This window comes from Jannaschia sp. GRR-S6-38, assembly GCF_029853695.1.
In the GTDB taxonomy this organism is placed as follows: Bacteria; Pseudomonadota; Alphaproteobacteria; order Rhodobacterales; family Rhodobacteraceae; genus Jannaschia; species Jannaschia ovalis.
The window spans coordinates 648,272-675,142 of the sequence record NZ_CP122537.1; the positions used below are offsets into that span (position 1 = coordinate 648,272).

General features: G+C 69.1%; 30 protein-coding genes. 14 read left to right on the forward strand and 16 right to left on the reverse strand.

Annotated features, from left to right (window positions below; translation table 11 throughout):
* Position 1: 1 nt before the first annotated feature.
* From P8627_RS03300 to miaB, 8 genes are all read right to left on the reverse strand, one after another.
* Positions 2–880 (reverse strand): hemolysin family protein, encoded by an 879-nt coding sequence (locus P8627_RS03300; RefSeq protein ID WP_279966129.1) that lies wholly within the window; start codon positions 878–880, stop codon positions 2–4.
* Positions 881–910: 30 nt separating this feature from the next.
* On the reverse strand, positions 911–1,393 hold the full coding sequence (gene ybeY, locus P8627_RS03305) for an rRNA maturation RNase YbeY (protein WP_279966131.1): 483 nt from the start codon (positions 1,391–1,393) through the stop codon (positions 911–913).
* Positions 1,390–1,728 (reverse strand): ribonuclease E inhibitor RraB, encoded by a 339-nt coding sequence (locus tag P8627_RS03310; RefSeq protein WP_279966132.1) that lies wholly within the window; start codon positions 1,726–1,728, stop codon positions 1,390–1,392. The genes ybeY and P8627_RS03310 overlap by 4 nt, the downstream gene beginning before the upstream one ends.
* Positions 1,725–2,681, reverse strand: a complete 957-nt coding sequence (locus P8627_RS03315; protein ID WP_347882306.1) for a PhoH family protein — start codon at positions 2,679–2,681, stop codon at positions 1,725–1,727. Before P8627_RS03315 ends, P8627_RS03310 begins: the two co-directional genes overlap by 4 nt.
* Positions 2,682–2,893: 212 nt before the next feature.
* Positions 2,894–3,199, reverse strand: a complete 306-nt coding sequence (locus P8627_RS03320; RefSeq protein ID WP_279966134.1) for a hypothetical protein — start codon at positions 3,197–3,199, stop codon at positions 2,894–2,896.
* Positions 3,200–3,212: 13 nt separating this feature from the next.
* Entirely contained in the window at positions 3,213–3,848 is a 636-nt protein-coding gene (locus tag P8627_RS03325) for an OmpA family protein (RefSeq protein ID WP_407932964.1), read from the reverse strand.
* A gap of 196 nt (positions 3,849–4,044) precedes the next feature.
* On the reverse strand, positions 4,045–4,368 hold the full coding sequence (locus P8627_RS03330) for a hypothetical protein (protein ID WP_279966136.1): 324 nt from the start codon (positions 4,366–4,368) through the stop codon (positions 4,045–4,047).
* 164 nt (positions 4,369–4,532) lie between these two features.
* Entirely contained in the window at positions 4,533–5,858 is a 1,326-nt protein-coding gene (gene miaB / locus P8627_RS03335; protein ID WP_279966138.1) for a tRNA (N6-isopentenyl adenosine(37)-C2)-methylthiotransferase MiaB, read from the reverse strand.
* 129 nt (positions 5,859–5,987) lie between these two features.
* Here miaB and P8627_RS03340 point away from each other — a divergent pair, with 129 nt between their 5' ends.
* Both P8627_RS03340 and P8627_RS03345 read left to right on the forward strand, forming a co-directional pair.
* Positions 5,988–6,854, forward strand: a complete 867-nt coding sequence (locus P8627_RS03340) for a hypothetical protein (RefSeq protein ID WP_279966140.1) — start codon at positions 5,988–5,990, stop codon at positions 6,852–6,854.
* 76 nt (positions 6,855–6,930) lie between these two features.
* Entirely contained in the window at positions 6,931–7,299 is a 369-nt protein-coding gene (locus tag P8627_RS03345) for a SpoIIAA family protein (RefSeq protein WP_279966142.1), read from the forward strand.
* A gap of 68 nt (positions 7,300–7,367) precedes the next feature.
* On the opposite strand, the gene P8627_RS03350 is transcribed toward P8627_RS03345, so the two are convergent.
* The 5 genes from P8627_RS03350 to metG form a co-directional block, all read right to left on the reverse strand.
* The gene (locus P8627_RS03350; RefSeq protein ID WP_279966144.1) at positions 7,368–7,844 is read right to left on the reverse strand and encodes an Hsp20 family protein; all 477 of its coding nucleotides are present in this window, start codon (positions 7,842–7,844) and stop codon (positions 7,368–7,370) included.
* A gap of 183 nt (positions 7,845–8,027) precedes the next feature.
* Positions 8,028–8,249, reverse strand: a complete 222-nt coding sequence (locus tag P8627_RS03355; protein WP_279966146.1) for a DUF3072 domain-containing protein — start codon at positions 8,247–8,249, stop codon at positions 8,028–8,030.
* Between the two features lie 115 nt (positions 8,250–8,364).
* Entirely contained in the window at positions 8,365–9,807 is a 1,443-nt protein-coding gene (locus P8627_RS03360; RefSeq protein ID WP_279966148.1) for a calcium-binding protein, read from the reverse strand.
* A gap of 189 nt (positions 9,808–9,996) precedes the next feature.
* A complete protein-coding gene (locus P8627_RS03365; RefSeq protein ID WP_279966149.1) occupies positions 9,997–10,365 on the reverse strand; it encodes a VOC family protein in 369 nt (122 codons plus the stop codon).
* Positions 10,362–12,086 (reverse strand): methionine--tRNA ligase, encoded by a 1,725-nt coding sequence (gene metG, locus P8627_RS03370; RefSeq protein ID WP_279966151.1) that lies wholly within the window; start codon positions 12,084–12,086, stop codon positions 10,362–10,364. The genes P8627_RS03365 and metG overlap by 4 nt, the downstream gene beginning before the upstream one ends.
* A 95-nt stretch (positions 12,087–12,181) precedes the next feature.
* Here metG and P8627_RS03375 point away from each other — a divergent pair, with 95 nt between their 5' ends.
* Entirely contained in the window at positions 12,182–12,943 is a 762-nt protein-coding gene (locus P8627_RS03375; protein ID WP_279966153.1) for a phosphatase PAP2 family protein, read from the forward strand.
* 13 nt (positions 12,944–12,956) lie between these two features.
* Here P8627_RS03375 and P8627_RS03380 read toward each other — a convergent pair whose 3' ends face one another.
* Together P8627_RS03380 and P8627_RS03385 are read right to left on the reverse strand one after the other, a co-directional pair.
* Positions 12,957–13,796, reverse strand: a complete 840-nt coding sequence (locus P8627_RS03380; RefSeq protein ID WP_279966157.1) for a cation diffusion facilitator family transporter — start codon at positions 13,794–13,796, stop codon at positions 12,957–12,959.
* Positions 13,797–13,846: 50 nt separating this feature from the next.
* A complete protein-coding gene (locus tag P8627_RS03385) occupies positions 13,847–14,617 on the reverse strand; it encodes an NAD kinase (RefSeq protein WP_279966159.1) in 771 nt (256 codons plus the stop codon).
* A 118-nt stretch (positions 14,618–14,735) separates the two neighbouring features.
* Between P8627_RS03385 and glyA the strand changes: the two genes are divergently transcribed.
* The 5 genes from glyA (at position 14,736) to P8627_RS03410 (ending at position 19,761) form a co-directional block, all read left to right on the forward strand.
* Positions 14,736–16,031, forward strand: a complete 1,296-nt coding sequence (gene glyA / locus P8627_RS03390) for a serine hydroxymethyltransferase (RefSeq protein WP_279966161.1) — start codon at positions 14,736–14,738, stop codon at positions 16,029–16,031.
* An 81-nt stretch (positions 16,032–16,112) separates the two neighbouring features.
* Positions 16,113–17,246: a class II histone deacetylase gene (locus tag P8627_RS03395; RefSeq protein ID WP_279966163.1), complete on the forward strand. Its 1,134-nt coding sequence runs from the start codon at positions 16,113–16,115 to the stop codon at positions 17,244–17,246.
* 42 nt (positions 17,247–17,288) lie between these two features.
* The gene (locus P8627_RS03400; protein ID WP_279966165.1) at positions 17,289–18,026 is read left to right on the forward strand and encodes a CoA transferase subunit A; all 738 of its coding nucleotides are present in this window, start codon (positions 17,289–17,291) and stop codon (positions 18,024–18,026) included.
* 94 nt (positions 18,027–18,120) lie between these two features.
* Positions 18,121–19,116, forward strand: a complete 996-nt coding sequence (locus P8627_RS03405; RefSeq protein WP_279966167.1) for a PAS domain-containing protein — start codon at positions 18,121–18,123, stop codon at positions 19,114–19,116.
* A gap of 15 nt (positions 19,117–19,131) precedes the next feature.
* The gene (locus tag P8627_RS03410; RefSeq protein ID WP_279966169.1) at positions 19,132–19,761 is read left to right on the forward strand and encodes a 3-oxoacid CoA-transferase subunit B; all 630 of its coding nucleotides are present in this window, start codon (positions 19,132–19,134) and stop codon (positions 19,759–19,761) included.
* 124 nt (positions 19,762–19,885) lie between these two features.
* On the opposite strand, the gene P8627_RS03415 is transcribed toward P8627_RS03410, so the two are convergent.
* Positions 19,886–20,725, reverse strand: coding sequence for a lytic transglycosylase domain-containing protein (locus P8627_RS03415; RefSeq protein WP_279966171.1), 840 nt, complete (start codon positions 20,723–20,725; stop codon positions 19,886–19,888).
* A gap of 625 nt (positions 20,726–21,350) precedes the next feature.
* Here P8627_RS03415 and P8627_RS03420 point away from each other — a divergent pair.
* The 6 genes from P8627_RS03420 (at position 21,351) to P8627_RS03445 (ending at position 26,866) form a co-directional block, all read left to right on the forward strand.
* Positions 21,351–21,572, forward strand: coding sequence for a Flp family type IVb pilin (locus P8627_RS03420; protein WP_279966173.1), 222 nt, complete (start codon positions 21,351–21,353; stop codon positions 21,570–21,572).
* 227 nt (positions 21,573–21,799) lie between these two features.
* Entirely contained in the window at positions 21,800–22,021 is a 222-nt protein-coding gene (locus P8627_RS03425; RefSeq protein ID WP_279966173.1) for a Flp family type IVb pilin, read from the forward strand.
* Positions 22,022–22,213: 192 nt separating this feature from the next.
* A complete protein-coding gene (gene cpaB, locus P8627_RS03430; RefSeq protein ID WP_279966175.1) occupies positions 22,214–23,035 on the forward strand; it encodes a Flp pilus assembly protein CpaB in 822 nt (273 codons plus the stop codon).
* A 208-nt stretch (positions 23,036–23,243) separates the two neighbouring features.
* Positions 23,244–24,620: a type II and III secretion system protein family protein gene (locus P8627_RS03435; protein ID WP_279966176.1), complete on the forward strand. Its 1,377-nt coding sequence runs from the start codon at positions 23,244–23,246 to the stop codon at positions 24,618–24,620.
* A 4-nt stretch (positions 24,621–24,624) separates the two neighbouring features.
* Entirely contained in the window at positions 24,625–25,245 is a 621-nt protein-coding gene (locus P8627_RS03440) for an OmpA family protein (RefSeq protein ID WP_279966177.1), read from the forward strand.
* Between the two features lie 253 nt (positions 25,246–25,498).
* The gene (locus tag P8627_RS03445) at positions 25,499–26,866 is read left to right on the forward strand and encodes an AAA family ATPase (RefSeq protein ID WP_279967536.1); all 1,368 of its coding nucleotides are present in this window, start codon (positions 25,499–25,501) and stop codon (positions 26,864–26,866) included.
* Positions 26,867–26,871 lie beyond the last annotated feature (5 nt).

The following is a 26,871-nucleotide window of genomic DNA, read 5'->3' on the forward strand; positions in this document are numbered from 1 at the left end:
GTCAGACGGCTTGCGGCATCCGCACGCGCAGCCGCTTGATGCGGCGGGGATCGGCGTCCACGACCTCGATCTCGGCGCCGGAGGGGTGCGGGATGACCTCGCCGCGCGCGGGCACGCGGCCGGCCAGCATGAAGACCAGCCCGCCCAGCGTGTCGATCTCCTCCTCGTCTTCCTCCTCGACGAGGCGGAAGCCGACCTCCTCCTGGAAGTCCTCGATCGGCGTGCGCGCCAGGGCCAGGTAGCAGCCGGATTTCTCCTGCCGCCAGAACTTGCCTTCCTCCTGGTCGTGCTCGTCCTCGATCTCGCCGATGACCTGCTCGATCAGGTCCTCGAGCGTCACCAGACCATCCACGCCGCCATATTCGTCGATCACCAGCGCCATGTGGATCCGCTGGGTCTGCATCTTCGTCAGAAGCACCCCGATCGGCATCGAGGGCGGCGCGTAGATGAGCGAGCGCAGGAGCGGCTTCATCTCGAACGGCTTCTCGCGGTCGCCGTTGAAGCCGTGGTTCAGCGCGAGATCCTTCAGGTGGATCATGCCCAGCGGCTCGTCGAGCGTGTTCTCGAAGACCGGGATCCGGGTCATGCCGCTTTCGCGGAACTTCGCGACCAGTTCGGGCAGCGAGATGTCGACCGGCACGGCCACCACCTCGGCGCGCGGGATCAGCACGTCGTCCAGCCGCTTCAGCCGCAGGTTGAGAAGGCCCGGCATCTTCGCGGGCTCGGTGTCCTGCGTCTCGGGTTCGGCCTCGGTCATGAGACCGCCGAAAACGCGGGAGAGAAATCCGGGGCGTGGGCCGATGGCCTGCTGTCCGTCCTCGGGCTGGCTGTCATCGGGTGGCGCGCTCTGCGCGGCCCTAGACGATCCGTCGTTGTCCATTGGACCCGTCGGCCCTCCTGTCAGGCCGGCTCAGAGGCCGGCGGATTTCAATATACCGTCCGCATAGGGATCGGGAAGGTCCAATTCCCGTAGGATGCGAGTCTCCGCCGCCTCCATCGCCTCGGCCTCCTCGGGATTGGCGTGGTCGTGGCCCAGAAGATGCAGCGTCGCGTGGACCAGCAGGTGGATGACATGGGCCTCGAAGGGCTTGCCCTGCGCGGCGGCTTCGCGGCGGCAGGTCTCGATGGCGATGGCGATATCGCCCAGCTCGGGATCGCGCGGCGCGGTGCCGGGCACCCGCGCCTCCGACGGCCAGGAGAGGACGTTGGTGGGCGCGGCTTTGCCGCGGAACTCGGCGTTCAGCGCGGCGATGCGCGCGTCGTCGCAGCCCAGCACCGCGACCTCGAACGCGCCGTCGAGCCCCGCGCCGCGCAGCGCCGCGGGGATGGCGATGCCCGCCAGTCGATCCAGATCGCTCCAGCGCTCGTCCTCGATGATGGTCTCGACGGTCATTCGACCATGAACCCCCAGCCGTCGGGCACCCAGCCATAACGCAGCGCCGCCTCGGTGGTGCGGCGCTCCTCGGCGTGGATCGCGGCGGCCGAGAGGGTCATGGTCGGCGTCTGCGCCTCGATCACCTCGCCGTCGGGATCTCCGTCATCGTCGGTAAAATGCTCCACCTCGAAGCCGCGATCTTCGAGCCAGCCGATGAACTCGGTCGCTTCGGCTTCCGGGCCGGGTTTGAAATGCAGATCGACCCGCGCCGCCTCAGGCAGGTCGTGGGCGGCGGACCATTCGGCCCAGATGCGCTCGGTCTCGGCCTTCTGCGCGTCGTAGTCGAAGCTCATCCCCGGTCCTCGCGCGCCGCCCGCGCGGCCTCGCGCCGAGTGTCTTCGGCGTCGTAGGCGGTGATGATCTTCGCGACCAGCGGGTGCCGGACGACATCGGTGGCGGTGAAGTAGTTGAAGCTGATCCCCTCGGTGCCCGTCAGGATCGACTCGGCGTCGCGCAGCCCCGACTGGACGCCGCGCGGAAGGTCGACCTGGCTGCGGTCGCCGGTGATGGCCATGCGCGACCCCTGCCCCAGCCGGGTCAGGAACATCTTCATCTGCATCGTCGTCGCGTTCTGCGCCTCGTCCAGGATCACGAAGGCGTTGGACAGCGTCCGGCCCCGCATGAAGGCCAGCGGCGCGATCTCGACCCGCTTCTCCTCGCGCAGCTTGGCCAGCTGCTTGCCGGGCAGGAAGTCGTTCAGCGCGTCGTAGAGCGGCTGCATGTAGGGATCGACCTTCTCGTCCTGCGTGCCCGGCAGGAAGCCCAGCTTCTCGCCCGCCTCGACGGCGGGGCGGGTCAGGATGATGCGGTCCACCTCGCCGGTGATGAATTTCGACACGGCGACGGCCACGGCGATATAGGTCTTGCCGGTGCCCGCGGGCCCGATGCCGAAGGTCAGCTCGTTGTCGAGCAGCGCCTGGGTATAGGCCTTCTGCGCCTCGGTGCGCGGCTCCATCGTCTTCTTGCGGGTGCGGATCTCGAGCGCGGGGCCCGGGAACATCTCGGTCTGGTCGCCGTCGCGCGCCTCGGCGTCGTCATCGCGCAGCCGGATCAGCCCGTCGATCGCGCCCATATCGACCTGCTTGCCCGCCTCGAGCCGCGCATAGAGCGCGTTGAGCACCCGTTCCGCCTCGGGGGCGGCCTCGCCATGGGCGACCAGCGTGTTGCCCCGGTTGACGATCTGCACGCCCAGCAGCTGCTCGATCTGCGCCAGGTGGGCGCCATGCGGGCCCACGAGGTCGATCATCAGCCGATTGTCGGGATAGTCGAGCTGGATCGCCAGCGCGGTGTCGGGAGAAGCGGTCGGGGCCAAGTCTGGATCCTTCTTGGATGACGCGGGTCACGTGCCGATCAGATGGGGACGCGGAGGGCCTATGACAGCCCGCCGCGGGGATACAACGTCAAAGGGCCGCGACGTTTCCGCCGCGGCCCCGTTATCGCATGCGCGCGCCCCACCGATCAGAGCGGGTCGGAGACGTCTTGGCCGCCCCGGAACGGGCCGGTGACGTATTCCGGTGGGGCCGTGCCCGAGCAGACGGGCTTGCCGTCCGGCGACAGGCGCTGCGACAGGTAGCCCTCGACGCCGTCGTCGATCAGCCAGTGGTCGCAGCCGCGGGGATCGACCCAGATGCCGGGCGACAGGTCCTGAAGCGAGGACTGGCCGATGAACTGGCGGTCGCGCGTCTTGTCGCCGCCGCTGTTGCTCTCGCAGCCCGCGAGGGCGGCGGCGCAGCCCAGAAGGACGATGGTCCGTGTGATGGTCATGGGGTCCCGTCCCTCAACGATAGCAGATGATTTCGACGCGGCGATTCTGCGCGCGGCCCGCGGCGGTGGCATTGCTGGCCTGCGGCCGGCTCTCGCCCGCGCCCGAGACCTCGATCACGCGGGCACCGCTGGCCTGCGCGACCCGAGCGACGGCATTGGCGCGGCGCTGGCTGAGGCGGCGGTTATAGGCGTCGGAGGCGCGGCTGTCGGTATGGCCGATGATCCCGTAGGCCTGGGCCTGCGCCGACTGGAAGAAGCGCTGCAGCTCGGTCCGCCCGGCGGGATGGATGCGGGCGCTGTCGCTGGCGAAGAACTGGTCGGCCTGCATCGTGCCGCAGGCCTGGCCGCGGTTGCAGACCGGGCGACCGTCGCGGGTGACATGCGGGGTCATGTAGCCTTCGACGCCGTCATCCATCACCCAATGCTCGCAGCCATCCGGATCGGTCCAGATCGTGGGCGTGTAGCGTTCGGCAATGATGGTCCGCTCGCGCACTGCGCCGGACGCGCGACCGGGCGTCCAGCGGCCCTGCCCGTCGGCCCCCAGCGTCCAGGTATAGACATTGCCGGCGGCGTCCTGGCCCAAGTCGCCCGCGCTTTGCGCCGCGGCCGGTCCGGTCAGCGCCAGCAGCGCCCCCAGCGCCGCGGCCAAGCCCGTCCTCACCGCGCGCGCACCCAATCGAGACAGCATCCGCGTCCCCCTCGTTCCAAGCTGTTCGCGGACCCGCCCGCCCGTGCCGGACACGGGGCGGGCGCGGCCCTTTCGGAAGCCTAGCAAACGAGGCGCGCCTGCAAAGCCCAAATCCCAGATATGGAGATTTTTCCGGGCCGTTGGCGCAAATCTGGGGTCAGCGTCGAGGCGGCGGCTCCGAGACGAGGATCGCGCGCATCGCCTCGCCCATCGCCTCCGGGTCGCCCACATAGCGCTCGTCCCGGCAGACCCGCTGGCCGATCGCATAAGCGCGCTCGGTCGAGTAGCCGGCGGCGGCGAGGTCGTCGAGGAACACGCCCATCGGGCGGTCCCAAATCACGCCTTCCCAGGCGTAGCGCGCGCAGCTGACCGTGATCCGCAGCGGCTCGGTCCTCGCGTGATGCTCGGCGACGGCGATCCCCGGGCCGGCCGACATCATGAAAGAGAGGGCGCAACAGGCCCCCAGGTACTTGGCAGACATTCCATTCCTCCTGACGCGGCGACGGCCGCGCATGTCGGCGAATATGCGCCGATCGGGGCAATGGGGGAAGGATTTGGGCGCATTTCACGGGCCCGGGCAACGGTCTCGGTGCGCTGGGTCTTACCGTTTCGCCGGGTCGGCCAATCGCGGCCCCGCGCGCGCCGTCAGATCAGCGTGGCGGCCAGCGAGTTGGTCTTCGATTCGGTCACGCGCACCCGCGCCACGCGGCCCAGGAGCGTCTCCGGCGCCTCGGCGTGAACGGCCTGCAGGTAGTCGGACTTGCCCACGAGCTGCCCCGGCAGGCGGCCCGGCTTCTCGAAGAGCACGTTGGTCTCGCGCCCGACCATAGCGCGCTGCGCAGCCTGCTGCTGCTCGGTGATCAGCGCCTGCAGCCGGTGCAGCCGCTCGGTCGCCGCTTCCACGGGCACGTCGGGCTTCTCGGCCGCGGGCGTGCCGGGGCGGGCGGAATAGCGGAAGGAATAGGCCGCGGCGTAGCCGACCTGGCGGACCAGCGCCATCGTGTCCTCGAAATCGGCCTCGGTCTCGCCCGGGAAGCCAACGATGAAATCGCCCGAAAGCGCCAGGTCGGGCCGGGCCGCGCGCAGCCGCGCGATGATGTCGAGATAGCTGGCCGCCGTGTGCTTGCGGTTCATCGCCTTCAGGATCCGGTCGCTGCCGGACTGCACCGGCAGGTGCAGATAGGGCATCAGCTTGGCGCATTCGCCATGGGCCGCGATCAGGTCGTCGGTCATGTCGTTCGGGTGCGAGGTGGTGAAGCGGATGCGCTCCAGCCCCGCGATGTCGTCCAGCGCCCAGATCAGGTCGGCCAGCGACCAGGTTCGCCCGTCCGGGCCGTCGCCGTGGTAGCCGTTGACGTTCTGGCCCAGCAGCGTGATCTCGCGCACCCCGCGATCCACGAGCGCGCGCGCCTCGCCCAGCAGGCGGGCGACGGGGCGGCTGACCTCCGCGCCGCGGGTATAGGGCACGACGCAGAAGGCGCAGAACTTGTCGCAGCCTTCCTGCACGGTCAGGAAGGCTGCCGGTTTCGCGGCGGGCGTCCGCAGCGTCGGCAGGTGGTCGAACTTATCCTCCTCGGGCATCTCGGTATCGACGAGGCCCGCCTCGCCGCGCTCGATGCGCGCGACCATGTCGGGTAGGCGGTGATAGGTCTGCGGGCCGACGACCAGGTCGACCAGCGGCTGGCGCGCGACGATCTCGGCCCCTTCGGCCTGCGCCACGCAGCCGGCCACGCCGATCTTCAGATCCGGATTGGCTTCGCGCAATGGGCGCAGGCGCCCGAGGTCGGAATAGACCTTCTCGGCGGCCTTCTCGCGGATGTGGCAGGTGTTGAGCAGGATGAGGTCGGCCTCCTCGGGCCGGTCCGTCGCCTCGTAGCCCGTACCCGCCAGCGCCTCGGTCATGCGTTCGCTGTCATAGACATTCATCTGGCAGCCATAGGTCTTGACGTGCAGCTTCTTGGGCGCGGTCATGGGCTCGTCCTCCGGGGGGCGTGGCGGCAATAGCGCAGGCGGCGGCGGCCCGCAACGCGCGGCGTTGCACCGCGCGGGCGCTTGGCCGATGGTTGGCACCGGGCAGACGGACGCGGCAGGCGATCAGGCATGGACTTCACCTCACTGGAGGATCTGACCGCGCGGGCGGATCGGCTGGGCGAGGGTCCGGTCCTGATGCTGCTCTGCGAGGACCAGAGCGAGATCGAAAGCACCCTGCGCCACCATTCCGAGGCGGGCTTCCGCACCATCGTCGCCGCGGTCCCGCCCGGCGTGACCCTGCCCCCCGCCCTGCCGGAGGGCGTGCACCGCCTGGCGCTGGACCGCCGCCCCGACGCCATGGCCGCGACCTGCGTCAACGCGTTGATCGCCGGGCGTCCGGCGGGCGCCTGGACGGGCTACTGCTACAATGCGGAATACCTGTTCCACCCCTTCGCCGAAACGCGCCGCGTCGGCGAGGCGATGACCTTCTGCTCCGAGGAGCGGCGCGACGCGATCCTGTGCTTCGTGATCGATCTCTATGCCGGCGCGCTGGTCGCGGGCACCGACGGGGTCGACCGCGACGATGCCTGGATGGACGAGACCGGCTATTTCGCGCTGGCCCGCGACCCGGGCGACGGCGAAGGCCCGCGCGAGCGGCAGATGGATTTCTTCGGCGGCTTGCGCTGGCGCTTCGAGGAGCATGTCCCGTGGGAGCGGCGGCGCATCGACCGGACGGCGCTCTTCCGCACGCGCCCGGGCCTGCGGCTCAATCCCGATCACACGCTCACCATCGCCGAGATGAACACCTATGCCTGCCCCTGGCACCATTCCATGACGGCTTGCATCGCGTCGTTCCGCGCCGCCAAGGCGCTCGCCACCAACCCGGGCAGCCGGGCGGTGATCGGCTCGTTCCGCTGGGACGGCTCGATCCCGTTCGAATGGCGCGCGCAGCAACTGATGGACCTCGGGCTGATGGAGCCGGGGCAATGGTTCTGACGCCGACACGCCGCTTGACGCGGATCAAGGCCGGGCGGAGGTTCGGCGCCTAGCAGAGGGCCAGGAGGATCGTGCCATGCTGACCGTCGAGAAACCGTCCCCGAACCGGGTCGACCTGCACCTGAGAGGTGCGCTCAACAGCGAGACGATGCGCGCCGCGCTCGATGATTTCGTCGCCGCCTGCGAAGGGGTCGAAAAGGGCCGGATGATCTACGAGATCGCGGATTTCAAGTTGCCGACGCTCGGAGCGCTGGTGGTGGAGCTGTCGCGCCTGCCCGAGCTGTTCGGCCTGCTGCGCCGCTTCCACAAATGCGCGGTCCTCTGCGACACGGACTGGATCCGCAGCGCCGCGGATTTCGAGGGCGACCTGCTGCCCGGCGTCCAGGTCCGCACCTACAAGACGGCGCAGCGGCGCGAGGCCGAAGCTTGGCTCGACGACGTCTGACGTGAAAACGGCGCGCCCCCGCTTCGGGGACGCGCCGCGCGTGTCGTGGCGGTCAGAGACCGGGGCGATCAGACTTCGACGGTCTCGCCGGCCTTGCCCTCGATCGCCGTGCGATCGGCCTTGGCGGCCGGAGCGATCTCGATGCGGCGGGGCTTCAGCGCCTCGGGCACCTGACGCTCCAGCTCGATATGCAGCATGCCGTCGGCATGGGTCGCGCCCGTCACCTGGACGTGGTCGGCCAGCTGGAAGGTCTTCTCGAAGGCTCGGGTCGCGATGCCGCGATGCAGATAGGTCCGCTCGTCGTTCGTCTCGGCCTTGCGGGCGGTCACGGTCAGGGCGTTCTCGCGCGCCTCGATGGCGAGCTCGTCGGCGGTGAAGCCCGCGACGGCGATCGAGATGCGGTACTCGTTCTCGCCCAGCTTCTCGATGTTGTAGGGCGGATAGGTCGTCGCCGTGTCGGCGGCCATCGCGCGGTCCAGCAGGCTGGCCATCCGGTCGAAGCCGACGGTCGCGCGGTAGAGGGGGGTGAAATCGTAGTTACGCATGGTTTGCATCCTTCTCGAAGCGATACAGATCGGGTCGCCCCTCCGTTCGTGCCGGACGGGGACAGGTTCGCGCCGGACCCTGTTTCGGCATCCGGCACACCCGATCTGGGAAGGCGAAATCCTGCTTTCAAGAGGGGGCCGCGCAGCTTGTTTCGGCTGCGCGGCCAAGGCGTTGCGACCCGTTCAGGCGCCGCGGCCGGTCTTTTGCTGGAGCGCGTCGATGCGCTTCGAGGCATCGGCCTTGGTCAGGCCCGGATCGAATTCCTCGCCCGCCTCCTCGCTGAGCGTCTTGAGATAGCTGGCCTGCGCGCCGGTCATCGGCTCGTCGCCGGTCGTCCAGTTTTCCGGGTCTTTGTCGGCATTGCCGGGCGCGTCCTGCTTCGGGGTGTCGGTGATCTTGTCCATGTCGGTCCTCCTGCGGTGATGTTCGCTTAACGTTCACCCGGCTGGGAGGTTCCATGACGCGACGCGCCCCCGGATCGCCGGGATCCGGGGGCGCGCAAGTCCGAAACCGGCGCGATCAGGCGGCGGCCCTGTCGAGCCCGACGATCTCGATCGCATTCCGGACGGCGGTGGCGTCCTCGGTGCCCTCGACGATCAGCACCGTCTCGCCGTCCAGCACGACCCGCACCTCGCCCTCGGCCCCCAAGACGGTCAGCCCCGGCGCCTCGCCGCTGCGGCTGGCCAGCCGGATCACGTCGAGATCGGGCTCGAAATCGGTGATCGTGGCGGCGTTCTCGGTCTCGATCCAGTCGCCCGCGATGAACCCGTCGGCGCCGGGGCCGCCGGTGGCGATGTCGTCATCGCCCAGCAGGAAGACGTCATCGCCCGCGAAGCCCAGCATCCGGTCCCCGGTCGCGTCGCCCGTCTCGTCGAAATCGCTGTCGGACAGTTCGCCGCCGGCCGCGAAGCGTGCGGCGGTCGCTGTCTCCAGCCCGTTCAGGATATCCGCGCCGACCCCGCCGACCAACGTGTCGAGCCCCGCGCCGCCGGCGATCTCGTCCTCGCCCAGCCCGGCCGAGATGCGGTCGTTGCCCGCCTCGCCGAAGACCACGTCATCGCCTTCCGTGCCCGGCAGGAAATCGTCCTCGTCGGTGCCGACGATCGAGTCGCTCGCCACCAGCGGCGGCGGCATCGGTCCGGCCGCGTCGGGATCGGGGCCTTCGACGACCGAAACGGTGGTCGCGTCGAAGCCGGTCACGCCCAGCAGCGTGACGACATTCTGGCCGCCGAGCGCAAGGATCGTGTTGCCGTCCGCTTCGGTCGCGGTGACTTCGGGCGCGGCCTCGCCCGCGTCGAGCGGTGCATGGCTCAGCTCGAGCCGATCCTCGGCGGGGTCGAAATCGGTGATCGTGGCGAGGCGGTCGGATTCGACGTAATCGCCGGTCCGGAACAGGTCCGCGCCCGAGCCGCCCGTCACGGTGTCGAGATCGCCGAACAGGATGTCGTCATCGCCCGCGCCGCCGTCGATGCTGTCGCCGGGTGCGTTGCCGTCGATATTGCCGAAGGCGCCCGGCCCGTCGGGCCGCTCGATCCCGTTCAGGCTGTCGGCGCCGATCCCGCCCAGGAGTGTGTCCTCGCCCGCCTCGCCCGCGAGCATGTCGTCGCCGCGCTGGCCGTTGAGGAAATCGTCCTGGAAGCCGCCCGTCATCTCGTCGTCGCCGAAGCCGCCCGACATGCGATCGGCGCCGAAGCCGCCATCCATCGTGTCGTCGCCCACGCCGCCGGACATGTCGTCGGCCCCGATATCGCCCTTCATGAAATCGTCGCCCGCCCGGCCGGACATCACGTCCCGGCCCGCGAAGCCGCGCATGAAATCATCCGCGTCGGTGCCCTCGAGCGCGTCATCCTCGGGCCCGCCGAGGATCGAGGAGACCGGCCCCGGCTGCAGCACCGGCGGCGGGCCCCCGCCCTCATCCTCGTCGGACGCGACCGGATCGTCGTCATCGTCGAGCCCGAGCACCAATCCCCCGAACAGCAAAATCGCAAGCGCCGCAAAAATCCCCATGCCCCAAACCCCCGTAAGCAGACAGCCGCATTTCCGCCCGGTTTTCGCCACGATTGCAACGATCAACCGCGAAAAGCCGCCCCGGGACGGACAATCCGGACCGGCGGCGGGACATCGTTTCCCCGGCCATGAGTGAGGGGCGCGTCAGGCGGGCTGGATCAGGTCCCAGCGGTTTCCCCAGGGGTCGCGCCAGACGGCGACGCGCCCGTATGATTCGCGGCGCGGCACCTCTTCGAACCGGCCCCCGGCCGCGACAATCCGCGCCGCATCGCCGTCGAAATCCCCGGTCTCCAGGAACAGGCCCACACGCCCGGCGAATTGCTGGCCGATGACGGCGCGCTGCGCGGCGCCGTCGGCCCGCGCCAGCACCAGCCGCGTCGCGCCCGCGGCGACGGTGACCCAGCGCTTGCGGCCCTGGTCCTCGTCGGCGGTCAGCGTGAAGCCGATGGCGGTGAAGAAGGCGATGGCCGGGTCGTAATCCGGAACGATCAGCGCGACCGCGCCCAGCCTCACCGGTTGCCCGCGAAGCGCGCGGCCCAATCCTCGCGCTGGTCGTCCGTGATCTTAGCGAACATCACCTCGGGAACGGTGAAGGCGTGGCCGGCGGGCAGCGCGGTCAGGGCGTCCTGGACAGTATCGGGTCGTTCAGCGTCCGGCCATTCAGCCCCCTCAGCACGCATGGCGCGCAACATCGTCGAAGCAGCATCCGGAATGAACGGAGCGGACACGATCCCGTAGAAACGGATCAAGTTTAGAGCAAACGCAACCTGCATGGCGGCGGCGTCTGGGTCTGTCTTAATTGTCGACCAGGGCGCCGAAGCTTGTAGATATTCGTTTCCGAGAACCCACATCGCGCGGAGAGCAGCCGCCGCCTTTCGGATTTCGATGTTGTCCATATGGGTCTGATATGTTTGGTGAAGGTCTCCGAGACTCTGAACTAGATGCTCTTCGTTCGTGTCTGGTGAGAAGACATGCTCCGGCACCGTCTCGCCGAATTTCGAGCGACAGAACTTGGTGACCCGGCTAACGAAATTGCCCAGCACGTCGGCCAGGTCCTTGTTCACGCTGGTCTGGAAATTCTCCCAGGTGAACTCGGTGTCCTGGTTCTCCGGGATGTGGCTCAGCAGCCACCAGCGCCAGTAATCGGCCGGCAGGATCGACAGCGCCTGGTCCATGAACACACCGCGTCCCTGGCTGGTGGAGAACTGGCCGCCGTCGTAATTGAGGTAGTTGAACGCCTTGAGGTAATCGACCGTCTTCCACGGCTCGCCCGAGCCCAAGAGCGTGGCCGGGAAGCTGAGCGTGTGGAAGGGCACGTTGTCCTTGCCCATGAACTGGACGTAGCGGACGTCGCCCGCGCCCTTGTCGGTGCGCCACCAGCGCTCCCAGTCGCCGCCATGGGCGTCGGCCCATTCGGCGGTGCCGGCGATGTATTCGATCGGGGCGTCGAACCAGACGTAGAACACCTTGCCCTCCATCCCGGGCCAGGGGTCGTCGCCCTTCTGCACCGGGATGCCCCAGTCGAGGTCGCGGGTGATGCCGCGATCCTGCAGCCCGTCGCCGTCATGCAGCCATTTCTTGGCGATCGAGACGGTGAGGTTGGGCCAGCCCTCCTGCCCGTCGATCCACTGGTCCAGCCGGTCGCGCAGCTTCGATTGCAACAGGAACAGGTGCTTGGTCTCGCGCACCTCCAGATCGGTGGAGCCCGAGATGGCCGAGCGCGGCTCGATGAGGTCGGTCGGGTCCAGCTGCTTGGTGCAGTTCTCGCACTGGTCGCCGCGCGCGCGCTCGTAGCCGCAATTGGGGCAGGTCCCCTCAACGTAGCGGTCGGGCAGGAAGCGGCCGTCGGCATGGGAATAAACCTGCCGCGAGGACCGCTCCTCGATCAGGCCGGCATCGTCGAGCCGGGCGGCGAAATGCTGAGTCAGGCGGTGGTTCTGCGGGCTCGACGAGCGGCCGAAATGGTCGAAGGACAGCCGGAACCCGTCGGCCAAGTCCTTCTGCACCTGCCACATCTCGGCGCAGTATTCCGCGACCGGCTTGCCGGCCTTCTTCGCAGCCAGCTCGGCCGGGGTGCCGTGCTCGTCGGTGGCGCAGATGAACATCACCTCATCGCCCCGCGCGCGGCGGTAGCGGGCATAGAGATCGGCGGGCAGCTGCGAGCCCACGAGGTTCCCCAGATGCTTGATGCCGTTGATATAGGGGATGGCCGAGGTGATGAGGGTGCGGGGCATGCTGGCGTCTCCGTGGTCGCGCGCTTCTAGGACGCGCGCGGTCCGCGCCGCAAGCCGCGCCGGGAACCGCCGGGCGCGGCGGCCCGTTGGTCGGCATGTCCCGGCTGACCCTCTCCCCCCGGCTCGTCTGGCTGCGCCGCAATGTCGAGATCGGCATACTCGCCGCGCTCGTGCTGGCGGTGATGGCCGTCTGGGGCTTCGCCGAATTGGCCGACGAGGTGATCGAGGGCAGCACGCGGGACCTCGATCGCGACCTGCTGCTTCTGCTGCGCAGCGCGGGCGACCTGGCGGACCCGCTGGGCCCGCCCTGGCTCGAGGAGATGGGCCGCGACCTGACCGCGCTGGGCGGGGTGATCGTCCTGTCGCTGGCGACGCTGCTGACGGGCGGCTTCTTCCTGATGCGGCGGCAATGGGGCTCGATGCTCTATCTCTGGGCGGCGGTCGGCGGCGGCATCCTGATCTCGAGCGTCGCGAAGGAGCTCTTCGACCGGCCCCGGCCCGAGCTCGTGCCGCACGGCTCGATCGTGCACACGGCCAGCTTCCCCTCGGGGCATTCGATGATGGCCGCCGTCGCCTACCTGACGCTGGGCGTGCTGATCGCCCGGGTGCTGGAGCGGCGGCGCCTCAAGGCCTATGTGCTCGCCGTCGCGGTCGGGCTGACGCTCCTGGTGGGCATCAGCCGCGTCTATATGGGCGTGCATTGGCCGACCGACGTGGCGGCGGGCTGGATGGCGGGGGCGGGCTGGGCCGGGATCTGCCTGATCGTCGCGCGCCTGCTCGCGCGGCGCGGCCATGTCGAACCCGACCGCGACGAGGGCGACCAGCCGGACCCCGCACCCGTCCCCGAGGGCCGCTGAGCCGCGCAGCCGCTCAGAGGTCGATCGCGCCGGGCTGCGTCTTCGCCTTCTCCTCGGGTTCGACATGGATGGTGACCTGCACGCCTGGCTCGGCCGCGTGAAGCGCCGCCTCGATCCGGTCGCAGAGGGCATGGGCGCGCGCCACGCTCCAGTCGCCGGGCACGACGAGGTGGAACTCCATGAAGCTGACCGCCCCGGCATGGCGGGTGCGGATGTCGTGGGCCTGCACCGCCTCCGCCCCGGTCTCGGCGATGACGGCGCGCAGCCGAGTCTGGGCCGCGGGGCTGACCGCCTCGTCCATCAGCCCGCCCAGCGACGCCTGCACCACGCCCCAGCCGGACCAGAGGATCACCAGTGCCACGCAGGTGCCGAGGATCGGGTCGAGCACGGCGAATCCCGTCAGCGCCACTAGCACGACGCCGACGGCGACACCGGCGGACGACATGACATCGGAGAGAAGGTGACGGGCATCGGCGGCCAGCGCCCGCGACCGCGCCGCCTTCGCCGTCCGGAACAGCACCGCGCACCAGATCGCGTTCAGCACCCCGGCGCCCAGGTTGACCATGATGCCGGCCCAGGGCGCGACCAACGGCGCGGGGTCGCGCAGCGCCAGCGCCGCCTCGCGCAGGATGGCCAGCGCCGAGAGCACGATCAGCACGCCCACGCCGACCGCGGCCAGCATCTCGGCCTTGTGGTGGCCCCAGTTGTGGCGCGCATCCGCCGGGCGGGCCGCGACGCGCAGCGCGAGCAGCGTGACCCCCGCCGTCGCGACGTTCACGAGGCTTTCCAGCGCGTCCGACAGGAAGGCGACCGAGCCGGTCAATCGCCAGGCCAGCGCCTTGAGCGCGAGCACCGCGCAGGCGACGCCGACGCTGAGCGCGGCGATCCGGCCCGGGCGGGCGCTCAGGTGAACTGCTCGCGAAGGAGCCGCTCCTCCAGCCCGTGACCGGGATCGAAGAGCAGGCGGTGGCAGACCGAGGGATCGCTCTCGACCTCGACGCGGACCACGTCGCGCACCGAGCGCGAATCGGCCTCGGCCATCATCGGGCGCTTTTCGGGGTTGAGCACGTCGAAGCGCACCTTGGCCGTGCGCGGCAGGAGCGCACCGCGCCAGCGGCGGGGCCGGAAGGCCGACATCGCCGTCAGCGCCAGAACGTCCGAGCCGATGGGGAGGATCGGCCCGTGGGCCGAGTAGTTGTAGGCCGTAGAGCCCGCGGGCGTCGCCACCAGCGCGCCGTCGCAGACCAGCTCCTCCATGCGGATGCGGCCGTCGACCGAGATCCGCAGCCGCGCCGCCTGCGGACCCGCGCGCAGCATCGACACCTCGTTGATCGCCAAGGCCTCGACCACCTCGCCATTGCTGCGCGTGGCGATCATCTTCAGCGGATTGGTCACCGCGATCTCGGCCGCCTCCAGCCGCGCGGTCAGGCCGGTCTCGGCATATTCGTTCATCAGGAAGCCGACCGTGCCGCGATTCATGCCGTAGGTCGGCGCCTCGATATGCATGGTGGCGTGCAGGGTCTGGAGCATGAACCCGTCGCCGCCCAGCGCGACCACCACGTCCGCCTCCTCCAGCGCGCACTGGCCGTAGCGCTCGGTCAGCGCGACAAGCGCCTCCTGCGCCTCGGGCGTGTCCGAGGCGACGAAGGCGATCTTTCGTGCGGTGTTCGGCATGGTGTCCCCCCGGGTGCGCAGCGTTGCGGCCCCTGCGACGGAAAGGCAAGCTTTGCCCGCTTTCCAGGCGGCGCCGGTTTGCGTAGAAGGCCCGCGACACCAGCCCAGGAGAGCGCCCATGACCGCCCCCTTCCGCGATGACGGCTTCTTCACCCGCAGCCTGTCCGAGACCGACCCCGAGATCGCCGAGGCCACCCGCCAAGAGCTGGGCCGCCAGCGCGACGAGATCGAGCTGATCGCCTCCGAGAACATCGTCTCGCGCGCCGTGATGGAAGCGCAGGGCGGCGTGATGACCAACAAATACGCCGAGGGTTACCCGGGCCGGCGCTATTACGGCGGCTGCCAGTTCGTCGACGTGGCCGAAACGCTGGCCCGCGACCGCGCCAAGCAGCTGTTTGGCTGCGGCTTCGCAAACGTGCAGCCCAATTCGGGCAGCCAAGCCAACCAGGGCGTGTTCACCGCGCTGCTGCAGCCCGGCGACACGATCCTCGGCATGTCGCTCGACGCGGGCGGGCATCTGACGCATGGCGCCAAGCCCAACCAGTCGGGCAAGTGGTTCAACGCCGTGCAATACGGCGTGCGCCAGCAGGACCTGCTGCTCGACTACGACCAGGTGCAGGAATTGGCGACCGAGCACCGGCCCAAGATGATCATCGCCGGCGGCTCGGCCATCCCGCGGATCATCGACTTCGCCCGCATGCGCGAGATCGCCGACAGCGTGGGCGCGTACCTTCTGGTCGACATGGCGCATTTCGCGGGGCTCGTCGCCTCGGGCCACTACCCCTCGCCCTTCCCGCACGCCCATGTCGCGACCACGACGACGCACAAGACACTGCGGGGCCCGCGCGGCGGGATGATCCTGACGGACGATGCGGAGCTGGCGAAGAAGTTCAACTCGGCCATCTTCCCGGGCATCCAGGGCGGGCCGCTGATGCATGTCATCGCCGCCAAGGCCGTGGCCTTCGGCGAGGCGCTGCGGCCGGGCTTCAAGGATTACCAGACGCAGGTGATCTCGAACGCCCGCGCGCTGGCCGACCAGCTGCAGAAGGGCGGGCTCGACATCGTCACGGGCGGGACGGACACGCATCTGATGCTGGTCGATCTGCGGCCCAAGGGCGTGAAGGGCAACGCGACCGAGGACGCGCTGGGCCGCGCGCATATCACCTGCAACAAGAACGGCATCCCCTTCGACGACGAGAAGCCGATGATCACCTCGGGCATCCGCCTGGGCACGCCCGCGGGCACCACCCGCGGCTTCGCCGAGCCGGAGTTCCGCCAGATCGCCGACCTGATCGTCGAGGTGGTGGACGGGCTGGCGGCGCATGGCGCCGACGGCAATTCCGAGGTCGAGGCGGCGGTGCGCGGGAAGGTCAAGGCGCTGTGCGACCGGTTCCCGATCTACCCCGATCTCTGAGCGTCCCGCACAAGTCGGGGTGACTTCGGGCGGCGTGTTCCACAAGTTGGGGCAACCCGCCCCGACCGCCCGAGGCCCTCGATGACGACCGGATTCTTCCACGACGAACGCTGCCTCTGGCATGGCGGCGGCAACTACGCGCAGATGGCCCCGGTGGGCGGGCTGGTTCAGCCCATCGCCGGCGGCGGCGGGCTGCCCGAGGATCCCGAGACCAAGCGGCGGCTGGTGAACCTGATGCGGGTGACCGGCCTGATGAGCGATCTGTCGGAGCGCAGTGCCCCGATGCTGGACCGCGAGGACCTGCTGCAGGTCCATCCGGCCGCGTATCTCGACGCGTTCGAGGCGGCCTCTGACGCCGGCGGCGGCGAGCTGGGGCTGCGCGCGCCCTTCGGGCCGGGCGGCTACGACATCGCGCGACTGTCGGCGGGGCTGGTGAGCGGCGCGCTGGAGGCGGTGCTGCAGGGGGCGCTCGGCAATGCCTACGCCTTGTCGCGCCCGCCGGGGCATCACTGCACCGCCGACTGGCCGAACGGCTTCTGCCTTCTCGCCAATATCGCGCTGGCGGTGCGCCGCGCGCAGGCGCTGGGGCTCTGCCGCCGCGTCGCGGTGCTGGACTGGGACGTGCATCACGGCAACGGGACCGAGGCGATCTTCGCCGACGATCCGGAGGTGCTGACCGTCTCGATCCACCAGGCGAATAACTACCCGCTCGACACCGGCGGGTTCGAGACGCGGGCGCAGGCCAACCTGAACGTCCCGCTGCCCCCGGGCTGTGGCCATGACAGCTATCTGGAGGCGATGGAGCGGCTCGCCCTGCCCGCGATCCGCGCGCACGAACCGGAGGTGATCGTCATCGCCTGCGGGCTGGATGCCGGGGCCTTCGATCCGCTGGGCCGGATGCTGGCCCATGCCGGAACCTTCCGCGCGATGACCCGGCAGGTGATGGCGCTGGCCGCCGAGACCTGTGACGGCCGCGTCGTGATGGCGCATGAGGGCGGCTATTCCGAGGTCTACGTGCCGTTCTGCACCCACGCGATCCTGGAAGAGATGTCGGGCAGCGCGGTCCGGGCCGAGGATCCCTTCGCCGCCACGCTGGCGCAGCGACAGCCGGAGGCCGATTTCCGCGCCTTCGTCTCGGACCGGATCGGCGCGATGGCGGCGGCCCGCGGCCTGTCGTCCCGCACACCGCGGCATGCATTGAAAGCGCGCGATTGACCGGCTATCGATTTCGTCACGACCGCGACTGAGGAGACAGGGATGAGGAAGGTCTACGGCTCGGCAGCGGATGCGCTGGACGGGCTCCTCTTCGATGGCATGTTCATCGCCGCGGGCGGCTTCGGCCTGTCCGGCATCCCCGAGCATCTGCTCGAAGCGATCCGCGCGGCGGGCACGAAGGACCTGACCTTCGCGTCCAACAACGCCGGCGTGGACGATTTCGGGATCGGCATCCTGCTGCAGACCCGCCAGGTGAAGAAGATGATCTCCTCCTATGTGGGCGAAAACGCGGAGTTCATGCGCCAGTACCTCTCGGGCGAGCTGGAGCTCGAGTTCAATCCGCAGGGTACCCTGGCCGAGCGGATGCGCGCCGGCGGCTGCGGCATCCCGGGCTTCTATACAAGGACCGGCGTGGGCACGCAGATCGCCGAGGGCAAGGAGCACAAAGAGTTCCCCACCGGCCCGGACGGCGCGCCCGAAACCTACATCATGGAGCGCGGCATCGTCGCCGACCTGGCCATCGTGAAGGCGTGGAAGGCGGACACGACTGGCAACCTCGTGTTCCGCAAGACCGCGCGCAACTTCAACCCGCCGGCCGCGATGTGCGGCAAGGTCTGCGTGGCCGAGGTCGAGGAGATCGTGCAGCCGGGCGAGCTCAACCCCGACCACATCCACCTGCCCGGCATCTATGTCCACCGCCTGATTCAGGGCGATCACGAGAAGCGGATCGAGAAGGTCACGACCCGCCCCCGCCCGGAGGGCGTGAGCCCTGGCGCCTGAGCGCACTCCCCCCGGCGGCGGCCCCGCCCGGGCCCGCGAGGTCGAGGGGCTTCGCGCGCTCGATCCGTCCGCGCGCCGCAAGCTCGCCTCGGTCATGGACGAGGGGGGCGCGCTGGACGGCTTTAGCCGCGTGCGCGTCGCCGTCGTGCTGACCGACGCCCGGGCCGAGGACAATCCGATCGTCTACGTCAATTCCGCCTTCGAGCAGATGACCGGCTATTCCCGCTCCGCCGTGGTCGGGCGCAATTGCCGCTTCCTACAGGGCGAGAAGACCGACAAGGCCGATGTCGACCGGTTGCGGTCCGCGCTGAGCGAAGGGCGGGACGTCACGCTCGACATCCTGAACTATCGCGCCGATGGCGAGCCGTTCACCAACCGCGTGATCATTGCTCCGATCTGCGACGCCGAGAGCAATCCGATCTACTTCCTGGGCATCCAGAAGGAGGTCTACGCCTCCGAGAAGGAAGAGAGCGGCCCCGGTAGCGATATCCTGATGGCCCTGCGGGGCCGGGTGCAGGAGGATCTGTCGCTCCTGCTGCAGCAGGTCTCCGAGGTCGGCGAGGACCGCGCGCCCTCCGCCTTCGAGGAAATGAACCGCCGGATCGAGTGCCTGCAGCTCGCCTACGAGTCGGTCCGCCTCTCGGACCGGCAGGGAGCGCTGCATCCGGGCATCGATCTCGGGGCGCTGGTCAGCCGGGCCGCGGCCGCCGTGGCCCATCACGAGGGCCGCCCGGGCGTGCGCTACGTCCAGAGCATCGACCCGATGGACGTGAATCTGGACGCCGCCGTGCGCGTGACGCTCCTGATGTCGGAAGTCCTGGCGAATGCCTTCCACCACGCCTTCGACCGGATGGATGACGGCTTCGTCGAGTTGCGCCTCAAGCGGCTCGCCGCGGGCGGGCTGCGCCTGTCGGTCAGCGATGATGGGCTGGGCCTGCCGGCCAACGCCCCCTTCCCCGACCCGAACACCGTCGGCGGACGGCTGGTCAATACGCTCGTGGGCGGGCTCGACGCCACACTGACGCCCGTGCGCGGCGCGGCGGGCACGGTGGTGATGATCGACGTTCCCGTCGACATGCTCGAAATCTAAGGAGAACGAGAACCCATGCCCTGGGACCGCAACCAGATGGCCGCGCGTGCGGCGCAGGAACTGCAGGACGGCTGGTACGTCAATCTCGGGATCGGGATCCCCACGCTCGTGTCGAACTACATCCCCGACGGGATCGAGGTGACGCTGCAATCCGAGAACGGCATGCTGGGCATGGGCCCCTTCCCCTATGAGGGCGAAGAGGATGCGGACCTGATCAACGCCGGCAAGCAGACGATCACCGAGCTGCCGCACTCGTCCTATTTCGATTCGGCGACCAGCTTCGGCATGATCCGCGGCGGCAAGATCGCGATGGCGATCCTGGGCGCGATGGAGGTGGCCGAGAACGGCGACCTCGCCAACTGGATGATCCCGGGAAAGCTGGTGAAGGGTATGGGCGGCGCCATGGACCTGGTCGCGGGCGTGGGCCGGGTGGTCGTGGTGATGGACCACGCCAACAAGCATGGCCAGTCGAAGGTCCTGCGCGAATGCACCCTGCCGCTGACCGGCACCGGCGTCGTGGACCGCATCATCACCAATCTGGGCGTGCTGGACGTGGTCGAGGGCGGGTTGAAGATCGTCGAGCTGGCCGAGGGCGTCACCGAACAGGCGCTGCGCGACGTCACCGAAGCGACGCTTGTCGACTGACCTGCCGGAGGGCGCCCCGCCAGAGGGCGATAATGGCGAGCCGGCCAGGCGTCATCGCGCCCTGCTCCGTGTAACGGCGCAGGCGCGCGGGCATCCCACCGGGCCGGCGTGACCGGCCGGAAGCTCAGCCGCCCATCAGCGACGCATCGAAGACGCAGCCGTCGCCCGGCATCACGGGCGGGGTGGTGCAGATCAGCCGGGCCACGTTCCACGCGGCCATGACCTTGGGGACATAGGCCCGCGTCTCGGCATAGGGCGGCACGCCGGAATGGCGGCGCACGGCGCCCTCGCCCGCGTTGTAGCCCGCGAGCGCAAGGACCGGGTCGTCCCCAAATTCCCGCATCAGCCAGTCGAGATAGGCGACCCCGCCGCGGATGTTGTCGGAGGGGTTGCGCGTGTCGCGCACGCCGAAGCGGGCCGCCGTCTCGGGGATGAGCTGCATCAGCCCGCTGGCCCCGGCATGGCTGACGGCGTCGGTCCGGCCCGACGATTCGACCGAGATGAGGGCGAGGATCAGCGCGGGCGAGACGCGGGTGCCGACCGAATGGCGCAGGATGTCGGGGCCGTGCCGCTTGGCGATGGCCTGCAGATGCGCCAGCGGCGGCGGGGCGATGCCGCTGCCGGCGGGCGGGCGGGCCGCGACCTGCGCGGCCTTGCGGAAGCGGCCGGCCTGGCGGGCGATGGCGGGCGAGACGGCGGACCAGAACCACGCCTGCTGCGGCTGGCGCGCCAGGGGCTCGGCCGGAGCGGTGCCCGGCGCGGCGATCTGCGGCAGATCCGGCAGGGTCGGCCGGGGCGCGGCCGGGCGCGGGGCGCGCGGCTCGATCTGGATGTTGATGCGCTTCACGGCATCCGCCGCCGGCGGGCGGACACGCTTGAAGGTGAAATCCGCGGCCAGGCCCGGGACGGGCACACAGGTCAGCAAAAGGGCCGCAAGCGCGGCGCCGGAGAGGATCGTGTTCATGTGCAAGACTGCTCGGTCTCGTTTTTGATTGCGCCGACCCTGCCACAGAATCGCACCCCGCGGCAGCCCGGACGCGGCGATCCGTGCCCGTGCTGTGACATTCGCCGCGCTTTCGCCTCGGCTGGACGCGCCTCGCCCCCGCGGCGCCGGCCCGCCGCCCCGTTATCGTTCCCGGAACACGGTCAATTCCTCGGGAAATCGCGATTGTCCTCAAATTGAGCCGAACCGGACATGTTTCCGCCCCAATTGGCCGACATACCCCTCATATCGGAAGCGCAACCGGCGATGGCAGACCGCCCCCGCGCCAACCGATCAACAAGAGGCACCGAGAAACTCGGGCGAGGAACGTGGCGATCGAGCAGGCCCCACCGGAGCTGTTGGCAGGCAGAACCGGAGACAAGAGGGACACGTCACACTTCCGTCGGTACGAGAACCGAGGGACAGGGGGCCGTGCTGGCAGGCACGGCCCCCGCTTCGGTTAGATTGACGCGAAACGACCGCGGCATTTCCGCAAACTCTTCTTAAGGCCGTCGCATTCCCGCCCCCTTTGCCGGGCAAATCAGGTTCATCGAAAGGGCACGCCCGACGATCCGACCAAGACCTGAACCCAAAAGGGAATGAATCAATGCTGAACGCGATCAACACCTTCAAGAACGACGAATCCGGCGCCGTCACCGTCGACTGGGTTGTTCTGACCGCCGCCCTCGTGGGCCTGGGCCTCGCCGTCATGGGCGTCGTCTCGAAGGGCGTGCAGGACCTGTCGGGCGACATCGAAGGCCAGCTGAAGACCGACATGATTGGCGCGGGCTTCGGCGCCGCCGGCACCGGTCTCGACCTGTCGAAGTAAGATCTCCGATGCTTCTCCCCGTGGAGAGGTGCAGCGCCCCGGACCCCAGGTCCGGGGCGTTTTTCGTTGGCCCGACCGTCCCGCGCGGTTCCCGGGATCACCGCGAACTTACCCTTCCGACGCCGCATTATGGCCCCGAATCTCGGTGAAAAGAGTGCCATCGCAAGGGCGGGAACGCCCGCCGACGACTGACCTGAACCTACATCTGACTCTCAAGGAATGAACCAATGCTGAACGCGATCAACACCTTCAAGAACGACGAATCCGGCGCCGTCACCGTCGACTGGGTTGTCCTGACCGCCGCCCTCGTGGGCCTGGGCCTCGCCGTCATGGGCGTCGTCTCGAAGGGCGTGCAGGACCTGTCGGGCGACATCGAAGGCCAGCTGAAGACCGACATGATCGGCGCGGGCTTCGGCGCCGCCGGCACCGGCCTCGACCTGTCGAAGTAAGACTTCCCACGCCCCTCCTTCGCGGAGCGGCGCAGCGCCCCGGACCCCAGGTCCGGGGCGTTTTCCGTTTCAGCGGCGCGCCTCGGCCCGACCCAGAGGTTCCCCGTCCGTTTCACGAATTGGCCGCATTCGGACGTCATACGGGAAACAACGGCCGCCGATCGGCCGATCAGCATTCAAGGAACCCGCCCCATGCGCCTGATCTTCGGACTCGTCCTGCTCGCCGGGCTCGGCCTCGCCGGCTTCGCCATCCACACCGCGCAGGAGCGCTTCTCGCAATACAAGAATGCGCTGGCCTCGACCCAGCAGCAGATCATCACGACGACGGATGTCTTCGTCGTGCGCCGCCAGCTGCGCTACGGCGATCCGCTGCGCCAGAACGACGTGCGCCCGGTCGCCTGGCCCGCCGATGCGGTGCCTTTGGGCGCCTTCACCAAGCTCGAGGACATCTTCCCCGAGGGCGAGGATGCCATCCGCACCGTGCTGCGGGTGATGGAACGCGACGAGCCGCTCCTGGCCGTCAAGGTCACCCGCCCGGGCGAAGAGGCCGGCGTCGCCGCCAGCCTGACCGCCGGCATGCGCGCCTTCACCCTGCAGACCGACGTCAACAGCGGCGTGTCCGGCTTCCTGCGCCCCGGCGACCGCGTCGATGTCTACTGGACCGGCTCGGGCGCGCAGGGCGGTGTCACCCGCCTCATCCACGCCAACCTGCCGCTGATCGCGATCGACCAGATCACCGACGAAGAGCGCAACGCGCCCACCATCGCGCGCAACATCACCGTCGAGGCCAGCCCCGACGTGGTGGCCAAGCTGGCGCAGGCGCAGGCCACCGGCCGGCTGTCGCTGGCGTTGGTCGGGGTGAGCGACGAATCCGAGAGCGCTTCGGTCGAAGCGACCCTGGACCAGATCCTCGGGCCGCAGGAAACCGCGCAGCGCCAGGATGTCTGCACCGTGCGGACACGCAAGGGCTCGGAAGTCGTGCTGATCCCGGTGCCCTGCCCCGAGGAAGGCTGACCCCTCCCACCATAATGGCCGTCCCGCCCGCGTCGCACCCCGCGCCGCGGGCGGATTTGTGTCGAAACCTTGGCGCGGTGTGGCCTCCACGCACTGCGATTGCGTCGGAAATGGCGAAAACATTGCTTTATCCACAGCATCTGCCATTTTGGCCGAAACGCGGACGTCAGATCCGCGCCGAGCAGAGTGATCAGAGAGGCAGGTCACAATGAAGATCCGTACGATCCTGCGGGCATCCATGCTCGCGCTGATGCTTTCGGGCACATCCATCGCAGGCGCACATGCGCAGACGCTCAGGCTGGCCGAGGGCCAGACCCAGGGCGCGCTGCGGGTTCCGCTGAACCGCGCGCTGGTGCTCGAATCCGAGCTCCCCTTCGCCGAGTTGTCCGTCGCGAACCCGCTGATCGCGGATATCGCCACCCTGTCGGAGCGCACCGTCTACGTGCTGGGCAAGGCGCCCGGCCGCACGACGCTGACCCTTCTGGGCCCTGACGGCCGGCTGATCACCAATGTCGAGGTGCAGGTCATCCCCGACATCGCCGAGTTCAAGGAGCGCCTGCGGGAGCTCTTGCCCGGCGAGCAGATCGAGGTGCGCACCGCCAATGACGGGATCGTCCTGTCGGGCACGGTGTCGTCCTCGCAAAAGCTCGACCAGGCGCTGGAAGTGGCCCAGCGCTACGCCCCTGACGCCGTGCTGAACCTGATGTCGGTCGGCGGCGTGCAGCAGGTCCAGCTCAAGGTGCGCTTCGCGGAGATGTCGCGTTCGGTCACCAAGGAGCTGGGCTCCAACCTCTCGCTCAACGCATCGAGCGGGGACGAAATCTTCACGGGCAGCACCTCCACGGGGCTCGCGTCCTCGACCGGGACGGCGACCTTCAGCTTCGGCGGCGGAAGCTACGGCGTGACGTTGGCGCTGCAAGCCCTTGAAAGCAAAGGCCTCGTCCGCACGCTGGCCGAGCCGAACCTGACCGCCCTTTCGGGCCAGGCGGCGCGCTTCCTCGCCGGCGGCGAATACCCGATCCCGGTGCAGGGCGCGGAAGGCCAGGTTTCGGTCGAGTACCGCCCCTTCGGCGTCGAGCTGCAGTTCACGCCCACGGTCGTGGACCAGGACATCATCAACCTCGTGCTGGACGCCTCCGTCTCGGCGATCGACACGACGATTGGCGCGACGATCGGCGACACGGCTGTCGACGGCTTCACGCAGCGCCAGACATCGACCACGATCGAGATGCGCGACGGCCAGTCCATCGCCATCGCGGGGATCCTGCAGGACGAGTTCCGCGACGGGACCTCCTCGGTGCCCTGGCTGGGCGACGTGCCGATCCTCGGCGCGCTGTTCCGGTCGGCCGACTATCGGCGCTCGCAGACCGAGCTCGTGATCATCATCACGGCGAACCTCGTCACGCCGGTCTCCGGCGAGGCGCTGGCCCTGCCGACTGACCGGATCCGCCCGCCCACCGAGAACGAGCTGTTCCTCTTCGGCCGGATTTCGGGCGGGGCGCAGAACGCCACGCGGCGCTCGACCCGCGGTGGCGAGGCAGCGGCGCAGGACTTTTCCGGGAACTACGGCTACGTGATGGAATAAGATCATGAAAACGCTACCTCTTTCCCGCCGCTCCTTCCTTGCCGGCCTGGGTCTCACCGGGCTCGCGGGCTGCGATTTCCTCGCCGTCACCGCGGGCAGCGAGGTCGACGAGGGCGCCTTCGGCAACCCGACGATGCAGAACATGCTGGTGATGAACGGCTCGGTCCCCGCGGCCAGCCGGATCGGCGCCAACTTCGCGGACTCGGTGCCGACGACGATCAATTTCGCCTTCAACTCGGCGCAGCTCAGCCCGACCGCCCGGGCGGTCCTCGACCAGCAGGCCGATTTCATCCTGCAGTTCCCCGAGGTCCGCTTCTCGGTCTACGGCCATACCGACCTGGTGGGCTCGCGCGCCTATAATGAGCGGCTGGGCCGCCGGCGCGCGCAGGCCGCGGTCAACTACCTGGCCGCGAAGGGCGTCTCGCTCAGCCGGCTGGAGGCGCTGGTCTCCTTCGGCGAGGAGCGCCCCCTCGTCCCCACCGAAACGCGCGAGCCGGCCAACCGCCGCACGGTGACCGAGGTCGCGGGCTTCGTGTCGGGCCACCCGCTGGTGCTCGACGGCAAATACGCCCAGATCGTGTATCGCCGCTATGTCGCGGGCGCCGGGGCCTCCGCCGAAGGCTGAGAGCCACGATGCCTCCACAATTCGCGAAACGCCCGGATGGCATGGCTGTCCGGGCGTTTTTCGTCCCGGATCGGTCCGGCCGCCTCGCCACGGCTGTTCCCGAAGTTTCCGATAATTTCAGAACTTCGGTCCAATTGTTGCCCGAATTCCCGGTCATCCCGAACGGGCCGGGCGCAGTACGCCCCGGTCCGGGTTTCGACCCGGTGTCCTTGAGGCGCGCCCGAAACGGCGTGCGCGTAGCACGGTGAACACGATGTCGAGCAACCTGGCCATCCTTCCCGAGCCCGAACCGCTTCGCGCGGTGACCGTGTCCCGCGATGTGCAGGAATTCGACCTTCTCATCGAGGACATGGAGGCCGAGCTGGGCGAGGCCTGGGGCGACCTGACCTTCGCCGAGGCCGGGGCCTTCCTAGCGCAGGACGAGGCCAAGAAACTGGAATTCATCGTCCTGGCCCTGGACCAGCAGGACGAGGCGGCGCTGCCGCGGGCCCATGAGCTTGTGGGCCAGGCCAAGGCCGCCGGGCTGAAGGTCATCCTGGTCGCCGAGGGGCTTGGGCCCATGGCGCTGCACGAATTGCTGCGCGCCGGCGCCGACGATTTCGCCCCATACCCGCTCCCGCAGGACGCGCTCTCCGAAGCGGTCAGCCGCATCCGCATTCCCGGCCAGCCCGACAGCGAGGGCATCATGCGCCGCGCGGGCGCCGATATCGTCGACGCCGCTGCGGTGGGTGACGATGCCGAGACGCCGAACCTGCCCGCCATGCCCATGCGCAGCGGCGGCAGCGGCCAGGAAGGCGCGGTCTTCGCGCTGCAATCCGCCTCGGGCGGGGACGGCGCCACGACGCTGGCCGTCAACCTGGCCTGGGAATTCGCCAACCTGAACGCGGCCGACCCGCTGAAGGTCTGCGTCATCGACCTGGGGCTGCAATTCGGCTCGGTCGCGACCTATCTCGACCTGCCGCGCAAGCCGATGATCTACGAGGTGCTCTCGGATATCGCGAGCATGGACGAGCAGGCCTTCCGCCAGGCGCTGAGCGTCTACAAGGACAAGCTCGCCGTCTTCACCGCCCCCTCGGACGTTCTGCCCTACGACCTCGTCGGGCCCGAAGAGGTGACGGCGCTGCTGAAATTTGCGCGCGAATGCTTCGACATCGTCATCGTCGATATGCCCGGCTCCGTGACCGGCTGGACGGATACCGTGATCTCGACGGCGGAGCTGTTCTTCGTCGTCTGCCAGATGGAGGTCCGCTCCGCCCAGAATGCGCTGCGTTTCCAGCGTCTTCTGCAGGCCGAGGGCGTGCCGACCGAGCGGGTGAGCTATCTGCTCAACCGCGCGCCGGGGAAGATGGATCTGGGCGGACGCTCGCGGATCGAGAAGATGGCCGAGAGCCTGGGCGTCAAGTTCCATCACGTGCTGCCCGATGGCGGCAAGCAGGTGACCGAGGTGAACGATCAGGCCGCGCCGCTGCGCGACCTGGCGCCGCGCAACGCATTGACCAAGGAAATCCGCGCCGTCGCGACCGAGCTCAACGATGCCCGCCAGCGGATCGCCGCGGGCGAGGATGTGGGCGCGGGCGCGAAGGGCAAGAAGAGGTCCTTCCTCGGACTGTCCTTCGGATGATCGCC

What these genes read in the sequence shown, in the direction of transcription:
- P8627_RS03300 (WP_279966129.1), bottom strand. Translation starts at nt 880, where the DNA reads ATGGACAACGACGGATCGTCTAGGGCCGCGCAGAGCGCGCCACCCGAT.
- ybeY (WP_279966131.1), bottom strand. Translation starts at nt 1,393, where the DNA reads ATGACCGTCGAGACCATCATCGAGGACGAGCGCTGGAGCGATCTGGAT.
- P8627_RS03310 (WP_279966132.1), bottom strand. Translation starts at nt 1,728, where the DNA reads ATGAGCTTCGACTACGACGCGCAGAAGGCCGAGACCGAGCGCATCTGG.
- P8627_RS03315 (WP_347882306.1), bottom strand. Translation starts at nt 2,681, where the DNA reads ATGATCGACCTCGTGGGCCCGCATGGCGCCCACCTGGCGCAGATCGAG.
- P8627_RS03320 (WP_279966134.1), bottom strand. Translation starts at nt 3,199, where the DNA reads ATGACCATCACACGGACCATCGTCCTTCTGGGCTGCGCCGCCGCCCTC.
- P8627_RS03330 (WP_279966136.1), bottom strand. Translation starts at nt 4,368, where the DNA reads ATGTCTGCCAAGTACCTGGGGGCCTGTTGCGCCCTCTCTTTCATGATG.
- miaB (WP_279966138.1), bottom strand. Translation starts at nt 5,858, where the DNA reads ATGACCGCGCCCAAGAAGCTGCACGTCAAGACCTATGGCTGCCAGATG.
- P8627_RS03340 (WP_279966140.1), top strand. Translation starts at nt 5,988, where the DNA reads ATGGACTTCACCTCACTGGAGGATCTGACCGCGCGGGCGGATCGGCTG.
- P8627_RS03345 (WP_279966142.1), top strand. Translation starts at nt 6,931, where the DNA reads ATGCTGACCGTCGAGAAACCGTCCCCGAACCGGGTCGACCTGCACCTG.
- P8627_RS03350 (WP_279966144.1), bottom strand. Translation starts at nt 7,844, where the DNA reads ATGCGTAACTACGATTTCACCCCCCTCTACCGCGCGACCGTCGGCTTC.
- P8627_RS03355 (WP_279966146.1), bottom strand. Translation starts at nt 8,249, where the DNA reads ATGGACAAGATCACCGACACCCCGAAGCAGGACGCGCCCGGCAATGCC.
- metG (WP_279966151.1), bottom strand. Translation starts at nt 12,086, where the DNA reads ATGCCCCGCACCCTCATCACCTCGGCCATCCCCTATATCAACGGCATC.
- P8627_RS03375 (WP_279966153.1), top strand. Translation starts at nt 12,182, where the DNA reads ATGTCCCGGCTGACCCTCTCCCCCCGGCTCGTCTGGCTGCGCCGCAAT.
- P8627_RS03385 (WP_279966159.1), bottom strand. Translation starts at nt 14,617, where the DNA reads ATGCCGAACACCGCACGAAAGATCGCCTTCGTCGCCTCGGACACGCCC.
- glyA (WP_279966161.1), top strand. Translation starts at nt 14,736, where the DNA reads ATGACCGCCCCCTTCCGCGATGACGGCTTCTTCACCCGCAGCCTGTCC.
- P8627_RS03395 (WP_279966163.1), top strand. Translation starts at nt 16,113, where the DNA reads ATGACGACCGGATTCTTCCACGACGAACGCTGCCTCTGGCATGGCGGC.
- P8627_RS03400 (WP_279966165.1), top strand. Translation starts at nt 17,289, where the DNA reads ATGAGGAAGGTCTACGGCTCGGCAGCGGATGCGCTGGACGGGCTCCTC.
- P8627_RS03405 (WP_279966167.1), top strand. Translation starts at nt 18,121, where the DNA reads ATGGACGAGGGGGGCGCGCTGGACGGCTTTAGCCGCGTGCGCGTCGCC.
- P8627_RS03410 (WP_279966169.1), top strand. Translation starts at nt 19,132, where the DNA reads ATGCCCTGGGACCGCAACCAGATGGCCGCGCGTGCGGCGCAGGAACTG.
- P8627_RS03415 (WP_279966171.1), bottom strand. Translation starts at nt 20,725, where the DNA reads ATGAACACGATCCTCTCCGGCGCCGCGCTTGCGGCCCTTTTGCTGACC.
- P8627_RS03420 (WP_279966173.1), top strand. Translation starts at nt 21,351, where the DNA reads ATGCTGAACGCGATCAACACCTTCAAGAACGACGAATCCGGCGCCGTC.
- P8627_RS03425 (WP_279966173.1), top strand. Translation starts at nt 21,800, where the DNA reads ATGCTGAACGCGATCAACACCTTCAAGAACGACGAATCCGGCGCCGTC.
- cpaB (WP_279966175.1), top strand. Translation starts at nt 22,214, where the DNA reads ATGCGCCTGATCTTCGGACTCGTCCTGCTCGCCGGGCTCGGCCTCGCC.
- P8627_RS03435 (WP_279966176.1), top strand. Translation starts at nt 23,244, where the DNA reads ATGAAGATCCGTACGATCCTGCGGGCATCCATGCTCGCGCTGATGCTT.
- P8627_RS03440 (WP_279966177.1), top strand. Translation starts at nt 24,625, where the DNA reads ATGAAAACGCTACCTCTTTCCCGCCGCTCCTTCCTTGCCGGCCTGGGT.
- P8627_RS03445 (WP_279967536.1), top strand. Translation starts at nt 25,499, where the DNA reads ATGTCGAGCAACCTGGCCATCCTTCCCGAGCCCGAACCGCTTCGCGCG.